16 protein-coding genes are annotated in these 15,206 nt (G+C 64.3%); 8 read left to right on the top strand and 8 right to left on the bottom strand.

Annotated features, from left to right (window positions below; genetic code table 11):
• The first annotated feature begins 208 nt into the window (after positions 1–208).
• Genes CLU90_RS05140 through CLU90_RS05130 form a run of 3 tightly spaced genes read left to right on the top strand, consistent with a single transcriptional unit; the run spans position 209 to position 4,018 of the window.
• Complete coding sequence (locus tag CLU90_RS05140; RefSeq protein ID WP_092708270.1) at positions 209–2,233, top strand: ferritin-like domain-containing protein; 2,025 nt, start codon at positions 209–211, stop codon at positions 2,231–2,233.
• The gene (gene bufB / locus CLU90_RS05135; RefSeq protein WP_092708267.1) at positions 2,233–3,162 is read left to right on the top strand and encodes an MNIO family bufferin maturase; all 930 of its coding nucleotides are present in this window, start codon (positions 2,233–2,235) and stop codon (positions 3,160–3,162) included. Before CLU90_RS05140 ends, bufB begins: the two co-directional genes overlap by 1 nt.
• Entirely contained in the window at positions 3,152–4,018 is an 867-nt protein-coding gene (locus tag CLU90_RS05130) for an HvfC/BufC N-terminal domain-containing protein (protein WP_092708264.1), read from the top strand. Before bufB ends, CLU90_RS05130 begins: the two co-directional genes overlap by 11 nt.
• A 76-nt stretch (positions 4,019–4,094) precedes the next feature.
• Here the strand turns inward: CLU90_RS05130 and CLU90_RS05125 are convergent, their stop codons facing one another.
• From CLU90_RS05125 to CLU90_RS05110, 4 genes are all read right to left on the bottom strand, one after another.
• On the bottom strand, positions 4,095–4,343 hold the full coding sequence (locus CLU90_RS05125; protein ID WP_010398340.1) for a DUF3297 family protein: 249 nt from the start codon (positions 4,341–4,343) through the stop codon (positions 4,095–4,097).
• A 54-nt stretch (positions 4,344–4,397) separates the two neighbouring features.
• Positions 4,398–5,168 (bottom strand): OBAP family protein, encoded by a 771-nt coding sequence (locus CLU90_RS05120; RefSeq protein WP_092708261.1) that lies wholly within the window; start codon positions 5,166–5,168, stop codon positions 4,398–4,400.
• Positions 5,169–5,201: 33 nt separating this feature from the next.
• Entirely contained in the window at positions 5,202–5,483 is a 282-nt protein-coding gene (locus tag CLU90_RS05115) for a hypothetical protein (RefSeq protein ID WP_092708258.1), read from the bottom strand.
• A gap of 161 nt (positions 5,484–5,644) precedes the next feature.
• On the bottom strand, positions 5,645–6,046 hold the full coding sequence (locus CLU90_RS05110) for a GFA family protein (protein ID WP_092708255.1): 402 nt from the start codon (positions 6,044–6,046) through the stop codon (positions 5,645–5,647).
• A 103-nt stretch (positions 6,047–6,149) separates the two neighbouring features.
• On the opposite strand from CLU90_RS05110, the gene CLU90_RS05105 reads away from it, so the two are divergent.
• From CLU90_RS05105 to CLU90_RS05095, 3 genes are all read left to right on the top strand, one after another.
• On the top strand, positions 6,150–6,530 hold the full coding sequence (locus tag CLU90_RS05105; RefSeq protein WP_139178086.1) for a hypothetical protein: 381 nt from the start codon (positions 6,150–6,152) through the stop codon (positions 6,528–6,530).
• Between the two features lie 7 nt (positions 6,531–6,537).
• Positions 6,538–6,867: an immunity protein Imm33 domain-containing protein gene (locus CLU90_RS05100; RefSeq protein WP_092708249.1), complete on the top strand. Its 330-nt coding sequence runs from the start codon at positions 6,538–6,540 to the stop codon at positions 6,865–6,867.
• 85 nt (positions 6,868–6,952) lie between these two features.
• Positions 6,953–8,398: a serine hydrolase domain-containing protein gene (locus CLU90_RS05095; protein WP_198511147.1), complete on the top strand. Its 1,446-nt coding sequence runs from the start codon at positions 6,953–6,955 to the stop codon at positions 8,396–8,398.
• Here the strand turns inward: CLU90_RS05095 and CLU90_RS05090 are convergent.
• The gene (locus CLU90_RS05090) at positions 8,395–8,970 is read right to left on the bottom strand and encodes a type 1 glutamine amidotransferase family protein (protein WP_092708243.1); all 576 of its coding nucleotides are present in this window, start codon (positions 8,968–8,970) and stop codon (positions 8,395–8,397) included. The two genes, CLU90_RS05095 and CLU90_RS05090, sit on opposite strands and share 4 nt — an antisense overlap.
• 198 nt (positions 8,971–9,168) lie before the next feature.
• On the opposite strand from CLU90_RS05090, the gene CLU90_RS05085 reads away from it, so the two are divergent.
• Positions 9,169–10,806 (top strand): phosphoethanolamine transferase, encoded by a 1,638-nt coding sequence (locus CLU90_RS05085; protein WP_100427376.1) that lies wholly within the window; start codon positions 9,169–9,171, stop codon positions 10,804–10,806.
• Between the two features lie 77 nt (positions 10,807–10,883).
• Here CLU90_RS05085 and CLU90_RS05080 read toward each other — a convergent pair whose 3' ends face one another.
• Together CLU90_RS05080 and CLU90_RS05075 are read right to left on the bottom strand one after the other, a co-directional pair.
• Entirely contained in the window at positions 10,884–11,657 is a 774-nt protein-coding gene (locus tag CLU90_RS05080; RefSeq protein ID WP_034748152.1) for a ferredoxin--NADP reductase, read from the bottom strand.
• A 233-nt stretch (positions 11,658–11,890) separates the two neighbouring features.
• Positions 11,891–13,042, bottom strand: coding sequence for an acyltransferase family protein (locus CLU90_RS05075; protein WP_100427375.1), 1,152 nt, complete (start codon positions 13,040–13,042; stop codon positions 11,891–11,893).
• A 249-nt stretch (positions 13,043–13,291) separates the two neighbouring features.
• Here CLU90_RS05075 and CLU90_RS05070 point away from each other — a divergent pair, with 249 nt between their 5' ends.
• The gene (locus CLU90_RS05070) at positions 13,292–14,797 is read left to right on the top strand and encodes an anion permease (protein WP_092708234.1); all 1,506 of its coding nucleotides are present in this window, start codon (positions 13,292–13,294) and stop codon (positions 14,795–14,797) included.
• A gap of 21 nt (positions 14,798–14,818) precedes the next feature.
• Here CLU90_RS05070 and CLU90_RS05065 read toward each other — a convergent pair whose 3' ends face one another.
• Positions 14,819–15,193 carry a hypothetical protein gene (locus tag CLU90_RS05065; protein ID WP_092708231.1) on the bottom strand — a complete coding sequence of 125 codons (375 nt, stop codon included), beginning with the start codon at positions 15,191–15,193 and terminating at the stop codon, positions 14,819–14,821.
• Between the last annotated feature and the right edge of the window lie 13 nt (positions 15,194–15,206).

Raw genomic sequence — 15,206 nt, 5'->3', positions numbered from 1 at the left:
TGCCGATTCTATTCAATTGTCATCGAATGGCGGCTGAAAACGCCTATTTTCATGGCGCAAGGCGGGCCGCACCACTCCTCGGCCAGCGCATAAATCTTGCCGCAAAAGTATCTTTCCCAAGCGTATGATTTCCTTGCCGTGAACAGCGCTCGCAGATGGCGTGACCCGGCCCGATATCCGAAACGCATCGTTCCTGTGGAGAGACAGAATGAAAATGCCCGTTTTAGGAAGCACGCAGCCCGCCATCACGAATCGTCCGCTCGACATGCTGGCCACCGATACGGCCGCCGTGCGCGCCATCGCCCAGGCGGCCGTCAGCGTGGAACTGTTCACCATTCCCCTGTACATGGCCACCATGTATTCGATCCAGGGCACGCACCAGATCAACTCGAAAGGCATCACGTATTACGAAGGCCGCCAGTGGCCGGGCATGGGCACCACGGCCCGCCCCGAGCTGGCCGAGCAGAAGGCCTTCAATATCATCTTCAGCGTCTTCATCCAGGAAATGCTGCACCTGCAGATGGCGGCCAACCTGGCCACGGCCATCGGCACGGCGCCATGCTTCACGGGCTCGGAGCTGCAATCGCAGGACCACGGCTGGACCTGTTACGGCGAGCACTGCACGGTGATCCCGCACATCGTCGACTTGCAGGACACGTCCGGCTACCGCCACGTGCGCGTCAACCTGGAAGAACTGAACGACAACCAGTGCGACCTGTTCCTCGCCATCGAGCAACCCGAGGCGCAGGCGCGCTTCCAGCTGGCCGAGTTCGACAAGCACAACCACACCAAGTATTTCCCGGAAGTGCCGCTGCCGGGCTGGACGCCGGGCAAGCACGTGCACGATCTGCCCCTGTTCGGCACCATCGGCTACCTGTACGAATGCTACGCGCGCTACATCAGCATCGAATACGCGGATGGCCAGACCCTGTGGCAAAAACTGTTCGTCAACGGTTCGGTGCAGCAGGACATGTTCAACAGCCAGGTCCAGGGCCATGCGCGGGCGGAATTTCCCCGTTTCGACACCTGCTTCGGACCGCAGGACCAGGATGGCGGCCAGACGGGCTCGTTCAACAAGGCCATCGACATGATGGCGGCCATCACGGACCAGGGCGAGGGCAGCGAAGCGGCCATCCAGCGCTACCGCCGCGACGCGGGCTTGCGGCTGATGGCCGTGCAGCCCGACTACCGCGAAGACCTGGCCGCCTTGCAGTGCGATTATCCCTCGTACACGAACAATGGCAAGGACGCCGAATCGCGCGATGCGCAGGCGCGCCACGACAGCGCCCCGTTCGACCACTACGAGCGCTTCGGCCAGGTCAAGTCCATGCTGCCCGTGAAGACCTGGGCAGGCTGGCACAGGGAAGGCCAGCGCTGGAGCGAGGCCATGCTGACCAACGAGCGCTACAATCCGGCCACCGCGCCGAAGAACATCCCCGCGCCGGCCACCGTGGCGGGCGCCCTGAACCGCCTGAAGGATACCAGCGGCACCCTAGGAATGCTGAGCACGGTGGCCACGGGCGCCATCTACGGCATCACTTCCGTGCTGGACCGGTACTGGCTGAACCAGCAACTGGACTTCCCGTACCCGTCGATGGTGGGCGCGGGCGACCGCATGGCCATCTGCTGGGCCGTGCTGGGCCAGGCGCCGAACCTGGCGACGGGCGTGCCGCTGGCCGACAAGGGCGTGCTGTACCACGCCTGCCAGGGCATGCACCTGGAGGGCGAAGCGTCGTCCACCTGCGCCGCGCTGGCCGTTTACCATACGTGCCGCGGCTCCAATGGCTGCCACGCCCAGGGCGGCTGCGGCTTTGCCCAGGCCGACACGGGCGGCTCGTCCTGCGGTCACTCGGTCAAGATCGCCGCGTCGCCGGGCACGCCGTGCTATGTGCCGCCACCGCCACCGGCGGACGATAAAGTCTACAGCGCGCCCAGCGACAACAAATGCGCGAGCTTCGGCGGCTGCGCCGTGCCGATTTCGGCCTCGCAGCTGTATCCGAACACCACGGGCAAGGAACCGCCCGAGCCCGCCACCATGACCCTGTACGATTTCGGCCCCGCGCCCGGGCACCGCAGCAAGCCGCTGGGCCAGAGCATGAGCTTTGCGCTGGGCGACAACGTCTACGACAAGGCCTGGGAAGCCTACGGCAAGGTGATGGCGGCGCGCGGCACGCCGGTGGGAGCGCCGCCGGCGCCCACCGACCTGCGCCTGGCCTTGCCGCCGTCGACCTGATGCGGGGCATCCTGCACGCGACGCGGCCGCGCCTGGGCCTGCCGAACCTGGGCCTGGGCGTGGGGCTGCGCCCGCCGCACTATGAGCACGTCCTGCGCCATGGGCCGCAGGTGGACTGGTTCGAGATCATCAGCGAGAATTTCATCGACAACCACGGCTACGCGCGCCACGTGCTCGAGCAGGTGGCGGCGCAGGTGCCCATCGTCATGCATGGCGTATCGCTGTCGATCGGCAGCAGCGATCCCCTGAGCCTGGCTTACCTGCGCAAGCTGCGCCAGCTGGCCGCCGAAATCCGGCCCGCGTGGATTTCCGATCACCTGTGCTGGACGGGCGCCGCCTCGCTCAACAGCCACGACCTGCTGCCGCTGCCGCTGGACGAAGCCAGCCTGCGCCACGTGGGCGCGCGCGTGCGGCAGGTGCAGGAATTCCTCGGCCGCCCCCTGATCCTGGAAAACCCCAGCACCTACGTGGAGTTTGCCCAGTCCAGCATGCCGGAATGGGAATTTCTGGGACGCCTGGCCGAGGACACGGGCTGCGGGCTATTGCTCGACGTCAATAATGTTCACGTCAGCGCGCATAACCACGGCTATGATGCGGCCGCGTATATCCGCCAACTGCCGCACGACCACATCGTGCAGATCCACCTGGCCGGGCCGACCGTCCGCGGCGCCATGCTGATCGATACCCACGATGCGCCCGTGCCGGCCGCCGTCTGGCGCCTGTACGCGCTGGCGCAGCAGCTGACGGGCGGCGTGTCGGCCCTGCTGGAATGGGATGCGGAGATTCCCCCGTATCCGCAACTGCTGGCCGAACTGGACAAGACGCGCGCGGCGGTGCGGGGGGACTTTGCGGACGCCGCGCCAGCCAGGGTTGCCGCCGCCGTCTCGACGCCGCCGGATTTGCACCTGGAGGCGGCCCATGCGCCGTAACGCCGCCGGGGACGCCAGCACACCGCTGGCACAATTGCAGGCATGGTTCCTGACGGCCATGACAACACCCGGCGGCGCCGTGCGCGGCGCGCAGCTGGCCAGCGAGCGCCACGGCCTGGCGCAGGAGCACGTGCTGAAACAGGCGCGGGGCGGGCCGGCGCCGCTGCATATCCACGCGGACGGCTACGTGCAGCGCCTGCTCGAATGCCTGCAGGCCGACTATCCCGTCTTGCGCAAGGTGATGGGCGACGAGCTGTTCGCCTTCTTTGCCCGCGCCTATGTCTGGCGCCACCCATCCGCTTCGCCCACCCTGTATGACCTGGGCGGCGGCTTCGCCGATTTTCTTGCCGCCAGCCAGCGTGGCGCGGGGGCACAGGGGGACGCCTTGCGCTTTGCCGTCGAGCTGGCGCAGCTGGAGCGGGCGCGCAGCGAGGCGGGCAGGGCGCCGGGGCTGGAAAAACGCCCGCCGCCCGTCTTGCCTTCCGGTCTTGATTTGCTATTGGGAAATGCGCCGGCCTGGCGCCTGGCGCCGTGCACGCGGCTGCTGGCACTATCGTTTCCACTGTGTACTTTCTGGCAACAGGCGCAGGCTGCGCCGGACGACGCCGTGCCGGCCCAGCCGGATGTCAGTCCCGCCTTTGTCGCCATTTCACGCATGCATTACCGGCTTGCCATGCAGGACTTGCAGCCGTGGCAATTTTACTGCCTGCAGGCGCTGGCCGGTGGCGCGCCGCTGGCGCAGTACGCGCGGCAGGCGGCGCAGTCCAGTGGCAGGGAGCCGGACGAGGTACTGGCCGACGCCATGCTGTGGCTGCCCATGGCGGCCGCGGCAGGGCTGGTCACCAGCGATGCATGAGCGGAAAGCGACGGACGCAAAAAAGGCCGATGAAAATCGGCCTCGATGACACTGCAGGAACAACTGCAAGTATTGCTTAACGGTAAAACGCTTCGACTTTGCCCTTGAGCTTGATTTGCAGCGGACGGCCGCGGCGGTCGAGCGACTTGGTGGAAGCGACCTTGATCCAGCGTTCGCTGATGCAATATTCTTCCACGTCAAGACGTTCCTTGTCGTTGAAGCGGATGCCGACGTCGTTCTCGAACACGGCTGCAACGTGATAAGGGCTGCTAGGGTCGATCGACAGGCGATCGGGCAATGGGGGTAAGGTGGTGGTATCGTTCATGGGCGTCATTATCGCCCAGAATGCGGTTCCAGACAACGGCCTTTCGCGTGCCGGCTATCGCGTGGGCGGCGGCTGTGGTGTTGCACCGTGCGGCATTCCCGTCGGGTCGGCCAGCTGGATGACCGTGCCGTGCTGCCATGCATCGGCCCCGGCAATGATGGCGGGCGCGGCGATATCGGCTCGCTGGCGGCGTTTTTCGGCGGAATCGATGCGGAAGCGGCGGTCGCGCGCGGCCACCATGGCGGCATCGGTCTGGCCATCGGCGGTAAACCCCATCATCAGCTGCGGCACGCCCAGCGGCAGAGTCTCGTGCACGTCCGTGTGCCAGGTATGCCAGGTCTTGCCATACGTGGCGACGAGTTTTTGCATCAAGGCTTTTTCCGCCACGGCGGGAATGCCGGGCGCGATCAGCTGGCCTGATTTGACTTCATGCACATGGCTGTGCCACAACGTTTTTTCCTCTGCCGGCAAACCCTGGTACAGCCTGGCGCTGACGATGTACTCGACGCCCATCAGCTTGGCATCCTTGACATTGCCGTCGTAGATCACGCACTGGATCAGTTCTTCATTGACGATGGCGCAATAGTGGTGCGCTTCCATCTGGCCGCGCAGGTTGCCGTTGTAGAAATGAAAGCCGTCGAGATAGGCGTTCAGCGCCGCTATCGGCGGCCGCGCTTGCAAGGCATCGGCGCCAGCGTCCAGCATGCGCGTGGAAACCCCGGCCGGCGCGCCGGGAGCTTCCACGTTCGATGCCGTATTCCTGGCGCCGCAGGCGGCAAGGCCCAAGCCCAGCCCTGCGCACAGCATGGCTGTCAGCGCTTTCATGTCGACAAGCCGCGTCCAGCCATGCCTGCGGGATCAGGATTTGTCGTCATTCTTGTGGCTTTGACGTCCCGCTTCCACGTGCTGCTCATGCGTGCCGCCGCGCGTGCCGGTGCCGGAACCCGATTGCTGCGAGCCCGACTGCTTGTCGCCGTCATTCTTGTGGCTTTGGCGGCCCGCCTCGACATGCTGCTCGTGCGTGCCGCCCTGGGTGCCGCCCGACGATTGACGGCTGCCGGACTGTTTATCCGACTGCTGGCTGCCCGATTGCTGTTTGTCCGATTGGCTGCCCGATTTGTCGTTGCTGTTCGAAGTCATGATCGTGTCCCCTATGGTTGGTTTGCGTAATCATCCGGTTCAGCATTGGCTGCACCGTTGAGACCATTCTCGCTGCCTGCGTCGGGCTTAACCATAGGGACACGACTTGTCGCCACGTAGGAAAACTCCGTGGTGGATGACAACCATTTCTACATTGCTATTTACAAATGCCGCGTTTCCTGCGGCGGTGTGTCCCACTCGTCATGCCGGCCATCGACAAAGGTGACGGGCACTTGCGCCAGCTCGGCGGCCGATGCGTCGTCGAGGCAGTTGATGCCGATGCCGACGAAGGGACCGCTGCGGGGAGAATCGCCGTGGCCGAACGGGCGCACGCCGCAATGGCGGCAAAAGTAGTGGCGTTCGCGGCGCGCGCCGAAACGGTACTCGCTCAAGTCCGCTTCACCGGCCAGCAGGCGAAAATCCGCAGGCGGCACCAGGCTGGCCCAGCAGCGGATTTTCAGGCAGTAGGAACAGTTGCAGCGCAGGCTGGGGGCCGCCAGGTCGATTTCGGCGGCGAAGCGCACGGCGCCGCAGTGGCAACTGCCATGGTAGGTCTTTTTCATGCAAGCCACTTTACAGGGGGGCCGTGCTGTCATGCAACTGCTGGAATGACAACGGCAGCCTGCCACCACTATAATGTCGCCTTGTTCAGCCAGGGAGACCTTCATGGAGACAGCAATGAGCGGCAGCCTGCGGCAGCTGGCATACGCGCAGGCCGCCGCTTTCGTGCAGACGCTGGACGGGCGCGATCCTGTTGCGCTGCAACGCGACTGGGGCCTGTCGCCGGCCGTGGCCGATGAGCTCATCGAGATGCTCGACAGCTATTTCGCGGCGGACCAGGTGCTGTCCCTGGCGCCATTGGCGCAAGCCTGCGTGCCCGGCAAGGCCGGCCGTCCCACCGTTGACGTGTATGCCACCGATGCCGGGCCGCTGGGCCTGGAATGCCTGTTGCTGGCCGACGGCAAGCCGGGCGAAGCGGTCTTGCACCTGGAAATGTCCGGCCACGATGGCGCGCTGCGCCTCCATTACCGCTACATTGGATCCTGAGAACCATATGACCACACCGATCAGCGAAGCACAGCAGCGCATCTGCGACAAATTCCGCTTGCCGGCTCAGGCGTCCGAGCCCATGGTGGCCCTGGCCATCGGCAGCCTGGACCAATCGCCCATCTACGGCACGCGCATCGAACTGCCGGAAAACGGCACCATCAGCTGGTTCATCCACTGCGGCGAACACGACGATGCGCTGGACTTTTACCAGCCCCTGCATGCGGAACACCTGCACGAGATGCTGCCGCAGGTGCTCGATTACCTGGCCTTGCCCAGCGGCACCAGGTTCATTCTCGACCGGGAAGGGTACGAGGACGTATGGGTGGAAGAGTAAGTTTCTGATTGGCAAGATTGTCGTTGACGTTGACAAATAGGTATGGGATGCTGCGGTTCCGTTTTCTCTAGTCGAAAGCCGCATCGTGAAGCCACGCCTCTCCTCCGTCCTGCTCGTCATGGCGTTTGCCGCCGTTCCCGCCAGCCAGTCGCAGGCGTCCCCCGCGGAACGCGATATTGCCGCCTTCGTGCGCAGCGAAATGCAGGAGCGCCAGATTCCTGGGCTGCAACTGGCCGTGATACAGCAGGGCAAGGTTGTGCTGAAGCGCAACTTCGGCCTGGCCAGCCTGCAATACCAGGTGCCCGTGACGGATGCCAGCCTGTTTTCCATCAATTCGGCAACGAAAGCGTTTACGGGCGTGGCCGTGATGCAACTGGTGCAGGAGGGCAAGATCGACCTGGCCGCACCCATCGGCCAGTACCTGTCGGGGCTGCCTGTCGCGTGGCAAGCCGTGTCGGTGACGCAATTGCTCAACCATAGCTCGGGCTTGCCCGACGTGCTGGACCCGCGCAGCGGCAAGCTCGTGGGTCCTCAGCCGGACGACGCCGACGCCGCGTGGAAAGCCGTGCAGGCGCTGCCCGTGGAAGCCCCGCCAGGCCTGCGCTACCGCTACAACCAGACCAATTACGTGTTGCTGGCGCAATTGATCGAGCGCCAGGGCGGCCAGCCCTTTGTCTCTTTCATCCGGCACCGGCAATTCGACGTGGCCGGCATGCCGCACAGCGGCTTTGGCGACGCGAAGGACGTGGTCGTCAACAAGGCCAGTTCCTACGTGCTGGACCGGGACGGCAAGGGCTACCGCAACGTGATCGAGGATTTTCCCGTGTTCATGCGCGCCGGGGCCGGCATCAACAGCAACGCGGGTGAGCTGGCCAACTGGCTCGTCGCGCTGCAGTCGGGACGCTTGCTGGCGCCCGCCAGCGTGGAACGGCTGTGGCAGCCGACCAGCTTGAATGACGGCAAGCCGGCGCCGTGGGCGCTGGGCTGGCCCACCATCGGCCGCGCTGGCCACCGCGCCGTGGCCGGCATCGGCGGCGGCCGCTCGGCCTTTTATGTGTATCCCAACGATGGCCTGGCCGTCATTATTCTCAGCAACCTGGCCGGCGGCCAGCCGGAACAGCTGATCGATACCGTTGCCGGTTTTTATCTTCCGGCATTGCGCGAGCAGCGGGGCGGTGCGTATGCCGCGCACTTGCTGCGCAACAAGGCGGCCAGCGCCGGTTTCGACGGGCTGGATACGAAACTGGCCGCCATCCGGCGCCAGCACGGCTTGCCGGACCCTGCGGAAGACGACTTGAACGCCTGGGGCTACCGCCTGCTGGGCCGGCAGCAGCCGAAACAGGCCGTGGCCGTTTTCCAGCTGGGCGTGCAGCTGTACCCGCAAGGGGCGAATGGCCACGACAGCCTGGCCGAAGCGTACGAGGCGGACGGCGCCAAGGACCTGGCCGCCACGCATTACCGCCGTTCGCTGGAACTGGACCCGGGCAATACGCACGCCGTGGCCCGCTTGCGCGCGCTGGGCGCCGACTAGGCGGCAGCCTTGCCGTGTTCCGCGCCGTGCATGGCCAGGTAGGCGGTCAGGTTGTCATCGGCAATGCCCAGGGCGCGCAAGACTTCTCTGGTGAAGGTGACGGGCGCCGTGCCGGGTGCCGTGATGACGCCCCGGTCGGCCACGGCCCACGGCACGTCCTGGTACAGGGCCGCGCCCGCATAGCCGGTTGCCGTCAGGTTCTCGGCGGAATTGGAGGTGTGGCGCACGGTGTCAAGCACGCCCGCCTGCGCCAGCACGCGCGTGCCGTCGCAAATGCCGGCCAGCACCACGCCCTTGTCGCGGGCCGCGCGCAGCAGCGGGCCCAGGTCGGGCGCCTTGCCGCTTTGCCAGAAGCTGCCGCCGCACACCATCAGCAAGTCGAGTTCATCGAGATTGACCTCTTCCAGCGCCAGTTGCGGCGTGACCAGCATGCCGCCGGACGAGGTGACGGGCGCGCCGCCCGGCGTGGCGAACTGCGTGTAAAAGCCGTAGTACAGGCGCGCCGTGGAATTGAGCAGGGCGGTTTCCCAGTCGGCAAAGTTCTCGGTCAGAATGGTGATGGCACGTGTCATGAAAATTCCTGTCGCGGGTGGTGATATCGATAGTACAGGCTGGCTAGCCTGCGGGTGCCGAAATCATAATAAAAAGCACTGACAGTTTCTGTCAGTAGCGCGTGGAAACGATGGTACAAGTTGCAACGGACTGCGCTACAATCGCTGGCCCGTCCACGCGGGCACCTTCCTGTTCAATGCCTATTACTTGTCGCCTCCATGCTGATTCTGTGTTGCCGTGTCCTGCTCAGCATTGCTGGCCTGCTGCTTTTCTTCCTCTTCGATCAGTTAAGCGCGAACGAATGCCTGAAATTGGGCGTCTTGCTGGCGGCCTTCCTGCTGGGCGTGGGCGGCGTGCTGCAGGCGTGGCGTGGCAGGTCCAGCGCCCGTGCGATTACCGTGCTGCTGCGCGTCGTCGTGCCCGTGTTTTATCTCGACGCGGCCATCAAGGGCTTTTTGCGTGGCTATTTTGGCATGCGGCCCAATCCCAATGCTGTTTTGCAAGCCATGTTTGCGACAGATCAAGCCGAAACGGGCGAGTTTTTCCTGCACAACAGCGTCGCCCTGGCGCAATCGGCCGGCGGCTTCCTGCTCGTGACGGCGGCGGTACTGCTGGCCGACCGCCAGTTGCAGCGCTGGCAAGCGGCGCGCGACGTTGCCGCACCTGGCCTGGCGCAACAATGCTTTGCCGCCGGCATGGCGATCCTGCTCGTGCTGTTGCACGTCAACACCACGATGCGGCGCGAAAATCCGGTCCTGTTCTGGCCGCTGCGCTACCAGCAGTACAGCGCGCAGCTCGACGCCATGAAATCGATGCAGCACGCGCTGACGGCGGCCATGGCCGCGCCGCGCGACTGGAACGTGCGCTATGCGGGCGAGGATGCCCGCACCGTCATCCTCGTGATCGGCGAGAGCACGAACCGCGCCTCGATGTCGCTGTATGGCTACCCGCGCGCGACCACGCCCCGGCTCGACGCCATGCGCTCGAAGCTGCTGGTTTTCAATGACGTGATTTCGCCGGCCGCCAGCACCGTGGAATCGATGATGACGATGCTCACGCCCGCCGATATCGGCAACCCGGACGCGTGGATGGCCAAGCCGAATCTGCTGATGCTGGCCGAGGCGGCCGGCTACAAGACCTTCTGGGTGTCGAACCAGACGCGCAACGATGGCTGGATCGGGCTGCTGGCGGGCGAGGCCGATGAAAGCGACTTCATCAACTATGGCACTGGCCGCGGCGAAAACAATTTTGACGGCAACCTGTTCCAGCCGTTCGCCCACGCGCTGCGCGACGCAGCGCCAAAAAAGCTCATCGTCGTGCACTTGCTGGGCGCGCATCCCAGCTATGACATGCGCTATCCCCGCCGCTTCGCCCATTTCGACCGGGCGCGCGACGCCGTCAGCGCGCAGATGGAGCGCCAGGGCAGGTCGAGCTGGATACGCCACCGGCGCGACGAGTACGACAACGCCATCCGCTATGGCGATTACGTGCTGGGCACCCTGATCGGCATGGCGGAAAAGGCCAAGACGGACCGCGCCGCCTCCTTGCTGTTCGTGTCCGACCATGGCCAGGAAGTGGGCTACAGCCGCAACCACGCGGGCCATTCCGCGTCGGACAAGAGCGGCTATGAAATTCCCATGCTGATCTGGGACAACCGGCAAGCGCCGCAATCGGCGGGCGCGCGCGCCGCGCTGGAAAGCCGGCCCTACCAGACGGACAAGCTCGATGCGACCGTGCTGGGCTTGCTGAAGATCGAAACGCGCTATTACGCCGCGCATGACGATATCCTCAGCAGCGCCTTTACGCCCGTGCAACGCTTCATGAACGGCTTGCAGTACCAGCGCGGCCGCCAATGAGGCAATGAAGAAGGCCCGGCGCCGCCGCGGTGTGCGGCGGGGCCGGGCCCCTGTATTTGCTACGGATTTGCCGCGGATTACTTCTCGGCGAACGCGCGCTCGACAACGAAGTCGCCAGGCGTCGAGGTATTGCCTTCCTTGAAGCCGCGCGCTTCCAGCATTTCCTTCAGGTCGCGCAGCATGTCCGAGCTGCCGCAGATCATCACGCGGTCTTCGGCCGGGTTCAGCGCCGGCACGCCCAGGTCTTCGGCCAGCTTGCCGTTCTCGATCAGTTCCGTGATGCGGCCCATGTTGCGGAAGTCTTCGCGCGTCACGGTCGGGTAGTAGCGCAGCTTGTCGCTGACCATTTCGCCCAGGAATTCATGCTTGGGCAGATGCTCTTCCAGCAAGTCGTGGTAAGCCAGTTCATCGACCTGGCGCACGCCGTGCACGAGGATCAGCTGGTCGAAACGCTCGTAGATGTCCGGATCGCGCACGATGCTGAGGAAAGGCGCCAGGCCCGTGCCCGTCGACAGCATGTACAGGCGCTTGCCTGGCAGCAGGTAGTCGGACACCAGGGTGCCCGTCGGCTTGCGGCCGACGATCACGGTGTCGCCCACTTGCAAGTGCTGCAAACGCGACGTCAATGGACCGCCCGGCACCTTGATGCTGAAAAATTCCAGGTGGTCTTCGTAATTGGCGCTGGCGATACTGTAGGCGCGCAGCAATGGCTTGCCATCGACGCGCAGGCCGATCATGGTGAAATGGCCATTCGAGAAACGCAGCGACGGGTCGCGCGTGGTGGTAAAGGAGAACAGGGTATCCGTCCAGTGGTGCACGCTTAAAACGCGCTCTTCATTCATCGAACTCATAGTATGTGTTGGCTGGTCAAAAAAATGGTTAGTTGCTGGCAACTGCTGGCAAAAGTGAAACCCTGTGTAGGCCCAGACGCTATTGTACTGGCCTGCGCACGAAATTGTTACCGTCTATCGCCGCCATTGCTGCCGCACGCGGTGCCGACATTATAGTGCGAATGGCAAGGCAGGGCTGGAATTGGCCCGGAAACGGGCGCTGGACATGCGGACTCTTGACCTGGCTCAGTTTTTCAGGACACCGCGTCAGGGCTGCCGCCAGAGCATGCCGGCGCGGCCGTGGCGGCGCCGCGGAAGCGCCGGCGCAGGGCCGCATTGGCCGGGTCGGAGACGTAGCGGGCCACGAGGGCGGCCGCCAGCGCCGTCGCGGCAAGGAACAGCGCCAGCCACGGCAGCCGTTCCGCGTAGCCCAGGCCCGCCTTGTCGACCACATTGCGCATGCCGGCCAGCACGATGATATGGAACAAATACAGCTCATAGCTGTGCCGTCCCAGCCACTGCAGCGGGCCGGAGCGGCCCCGGTCTGCCGCCGGGCTCGCCGTGGCGCCCGCGATGAAGGCGGCGCCGGCCACGGCGATCCACGTAAAACCGAACACCTCGTGGCCGCCGATGCCGCGCACGTACAGGGCCGCCAGGGCCAGGCCCGCTGTCCAGCGCAAGAATCGCCCGGCCCGCGCGCCCGGTTGCCAGTGCTGGGTCAGCAGGGCCGTCAGGCAGCCGATGGCGATGGCGTCGAAACAGGCAAGGTAGCCGTACATGAAGTAAATCTCGTTGTCCGCATGCAGGCTGCGGTACACGGGCCCGGCCACGATGGCGGCGCCGCACAGCAGCATGATCCGGTGGCGCTGGCGCAGGACGCGACAGGACAAGGGCAGCAGCAGATAGAACATTTCCTCGACGGACAGCGACCAGTACACGTTCAGGCAGTAATTGAAATAGCCGGCGCTTTGCATCAGCACGTTATGCCAGAAGGTCAGCACGGAGGCGATGGCGATGACGAAATAGCTGGCGGGCAAATCCTTGCCGCCGTCCGAGTTGGCAAAGAAGGGTACGTCGAGCACGCCCAGCAGCACGATGATGGACAAGGCCAGCAACAGCGCGGGCAATAGACGGGCGATGCGGTAGACATAGAACGCCGCCAGGTCGATGCGCGCCAGGTCGCCCCAGCGCCGCAGCGAGGTCGAGGTGATCAAATAGCCGGAAATGACGAAAAACATGGTCACGCCGTAATTACCCTGGTAGGCGGCTTTCAGTAGCCAAGTCGGCAGAACGCCGAGCGGGCTGTTCTTCAAGCCGTAGGCCAGCGCGAAGTGCAGCACCAGCACGCACAGGATGGCGGCGCCGCGCAGGGCGTCGATGTGATTGTTGCGGCTATGCAATGGCATCCTCGTGGGGGGCGGCAGGAAGGGCGATTATGTGAGAGATGCCGCGCGCAGGTCAACGATTTTGCAATTGCCTGGAAAGGCGCGCCGAATGGATCAGGGGAAAGGCAGTCTTGCGTGTATGATATTGCCGAACAGAATTGTTGGGCATCTGTCATCTTGCGGGCGCGCTTCTTGTGCCCGCCGGCCCATGAATCTGCGTGCACGATTCCTGCCGCCAGGATGCCCGACCCACAGCGAAAGGTCATAAAGATGTATAAAACAGTGCGCGACTTGTTCCTGCATTTCAAGGAAGCCGTCCCATTCCGCCTCGTCCCCGCCCTGATCTGCACCGCCTTGCTGGTGAGCATGCTCTTGCTGCCGGCGCCGGACGGCTTGACGCCCAAGGCCTGGGGCCTGGTGGCGATTTTCCTCACCACGATTCTGGCGATCATCCTGAAAGTCATGCCGATCGGCGTGATGGCCATGATGGCCATCGTTATCGTGTCCTTGTCGCAAGTGACGTCGACCTCGTCCAAGGGCGCCATCACGGATGCCCTCAGCAGTTTTTCGAATCCCCTGATCTGGCTGATCGTCGTGGCGATCCTGATTTCGCGCGGCCTGAAAAAGACGGGGCTGGGCAGCCGCATCGGCCTGCTGTTCATTTCCTTGCTGGGCAAGCGCACCATGGGCATCGGCTATGGCCTGGCGATTTGCGAACTGGTGCTGGCGCCATTTACGCCCAGTAACACGGCGCGCGGCGGCGGCATCGTCCACCCCGTCATGAAATCGATCGCCAACGCCTTCGATTCGGACCCGGCCAAGGGCACGGAAAAGAAGGTCGGCACCTATCTGGCGCTCGTCAACTACCACGCCAACCCGATCACCTCGGCCATGTTCTTGACGGCCACGGCGCCCAACCCGCTGGTGGTCGACTTCGTGGCCAAGGCCAGCGGCCAGAGTTTCCACCTGACGTGGACCACCTGGGCCCTGTGCATGCTGCTGCCGGGCCTGGTCTGCCTGCTGGTGATGCCCCTGATTATTTATTGGCTGTCGCCGCCGGAACTCAAGGCCACGCCCGACGCCGTCACCTACGCCAAGGCGGAGCTGAAAGGCATGGGCCCGCTGTCGCCGTCGGAAAAAGTCATGCTGGGCACCTTCGCCCTGTTGCTGTTGTTGTGGGCCAACGTGCCCGCCATGCTGTTCGGTCCCGCGTTTTCGCTCGATGCGACGGTAGTCGCCTTTGTCGGCTTGTTCGTGCTGATCATTACCGGCACCATCGACTGGGATGACGTGCTGTCGGAAAAGAGCGCCTGGGATACGTTGGTGTGGTTCGGCGCGCTCGTCATGATGGCCGAGCAGCTGAACAAGACGGGCGTGATCGCCTGGTTCTCGGCCGGCATGAAGGCGGCCATCGTCGCCAGCGGCATGGACTGGCTGCCGATTGCAGGCGTGCTCGTGCTGGTGTTCGTCTTCTCGCATTATTTCTTTGCCAGCACGACGGCCCACATCAGCGCCATGCTGCTGGCCTTCCTGACCGTGGGCCTGCACCTGATCCCGGCCGAATACCACGTGCCCTTCATGCTGATGATGACGGCCGGCTCGGCCATCATGATGACGCTGACGCACTACGCGACGGGCACTTCGCCCATCATCTTCGGCAGCGGCTTCGTGACGATGGGCAACTGGTGGCGCGTCGGCTTTATCATGTGCGTGGTGGAACTGCTGATCTTTGCCGTCGTCGGCACGACATGGTGGAAGGTGCTCGGCTACTGGTAATGCCAGCGGCCAGCTGCCCCGTCACGGCAGCTGGCCGCGCACGACGTGCAGCAGATATTCGCGCGCCGCGCCCCTTTCCATGCCTTTTTCCATCAGCAGCGGCAACAGGCGTTCAAACAGCTGGCGCCGCTGCAGCGATGCCTCGGAGGTGTCGCGCCGGTCCGAAAAGAAATCCATCAGGGTCGAGCCGCACAGGCAATTGCGGTAGACCTCGACGATGGCCACGTTGTTGTCATCGAAGCTCTGTTTCAGCCCCGAGACGTTCTGGCGCATCGATTGCGTCTGCAAAATGAACTCGTCCGCCGTGGCGAATTCGCGCCCGCAGCATGCGCAATGCTTGGGGAAGGCGGCTTCGGCCAGGGCCCGCAGGCCTTCGAAGAACAGCTGGTCCGGCATGATGGCTCCTGGT

This window comes from Janthinobacterium sp. 67, assembly GCF_002797895.1.
GTDB lineage: Bacteria > Pseudomonadota > Gammaproteobacteria > Burkholderiales > Burkholderiaceae_D > Janthinobacterium.
This window is presented reverse-complemented; position numbering and strand designations above follow the sequence as displayed.

Coding starts and splice junctions, on each gene's coding strand:
- CLU90_RS05070 (WP_092708234.1), top strand. CDS start 13,292: ATGTATAAAACAGTGCGCGACTTGTTCCTGCATTTCAAGGAAGCCGTC.
- CLU90_RS05110 (WP_092708255.1), bottom strand. CDS start 6,046: ATGAAAAAGACCTACCATGGCAGTTGCCACTGCGGCGCCGTGCGCTTC.
- CLU90_RS05120 (WP_092708261.1), bottom strand. CDS start 5,168: ATGAAAGCGCTGACAGCCATGCTGTGCGCAGGGCTGGGCTTGGGCCTT.
- bufB (WP_092708267.1), top strand. CDS start 2,233: ATGCGGGGCATCCTGCACGCGACGCGGCCGCGCCTGGGCCTGCCGAAC.
- CLU90_RS05125 (WP_010398340.1), bottom strand. CDS start 4,343: ATGAACGATACCACCACCTTACCCCCATTGCCCGATCGCCTGTCGATC.
- CLU90_RS05085 (WP_100427376.1), top strand. CDS start 9,169: ATGCTGATTCTGTGTTGCCGTGTCCTGCTCAGCATTGCTGGCCTGCTG.
- CLU90_RS05065 (WP_092708231.1), bottom strand. CDS start 15,193: ATGCCGGACCAGCTGTTCTTCGAAGGCCTGCGGGCCCTGGCCGAAGCC.
- CLU90_RS05100 (WP_092708249.1), top strand. CDS start 6,538: ATGACCACACCGATCAGCGAAGCACAGCAGCGCATCTGCGACAAATTC.
- CLU90_RS05080 (WP_034748152.1), bottom strand. CDS start 11,657: ATGAGTTCGATGAATGAAGAGCGCGTTTTAAGCGTGCACCACTGGACG.
- CLU90_RS05140 (WP_092708270.1), top strand. CDS start 209: ATGAAAATGCCCGTTTTAGGAAGCACGCAGCCCGCCATCACGAATCGT.
- CLU90_RS05105 (WP_139178086.1), top strand. CDS start 6,150: ATGGAGACAGCAATGAGCGGCAGCCTGCGGCAGCTGGCATACGCGCAG.
- CLU90_RS05130 (WP_092708264.1), top strand. CDS start 3,152: ATGCGCCGTAACGCCGCCGGGGACGCCAGCACACCGCTGGCACAATTG.
- CLU90_RS05115 (WP_092708258.1), bottom strand. CDS start 5,483: ATGACTTCGAACAGCAACGACAAATCGGGCAGCCAATCGGACAAACAG.
- CLU90_RS05090 (WP_092708243.1), bottom strand. CDS start 8,970: ATGACACGTGCCATCACCATTCTGACCGAGAACTTTGCCGACTGGGAA.
- CLU90_RS05075 (WP_100427375.1), bottom strand. CDS start 13,042: ATGCCATTGCATAGCCGCAACAATCACATCGACGCCCTGCGCGGCGCC.